Origin of the sequence: Rhodoplanes roseus (assembly GCF_003258865.1) — a bacterium.
Classification (GTDB): Bacteria; Pseudomonadota; Alphaproteobacteria; order Rhizobiales; family Xanthobacteraceae; genus Rhodoplanes; species Rhodoplanes roseus.
In genome coordinates, this window is sequence record NZ_NPEX01000798.1 from 1 (window position 1) to 276 (window position 276).

General features: G+C 64.5%; 1 pseudogene. It reads left to right on the forward strand.

Annotation, left to right across the window (positions count from 1 at the left end):
* A pseudogene (locus tag CH341_RS32460) lies at positions 1-276 on the forward strand (phenylalanine--tRNA ligase subunit beta); the annotation flags it as partial.

Here is a 276-nt window from a genome sequence, read left to right on the forward strand (position 1 = left end):
AAGCGCCGCTTCGAAACGCCAATGCGCGTCTGCGCATGAACCGCGTGACGACGCTCGCGGGCGTGGAGATCGCACCCAGGGCCCAGGTCGATATTCTGGAAAGCCTCGGCTTCGCCGTTGCCGGGACCGACGAGGAGATCGTCGCGTCGATCCCCTCCTGGCGTCCGGACGTGAATGGCGAAGCCGATCTCGTGGAAGAGATCGTGCGCATCCACGGGCTTGAGAAAATCGCTCATGTCATGCTGCCGCGCACGGAGGCCGTCACCAAGCCGAAGC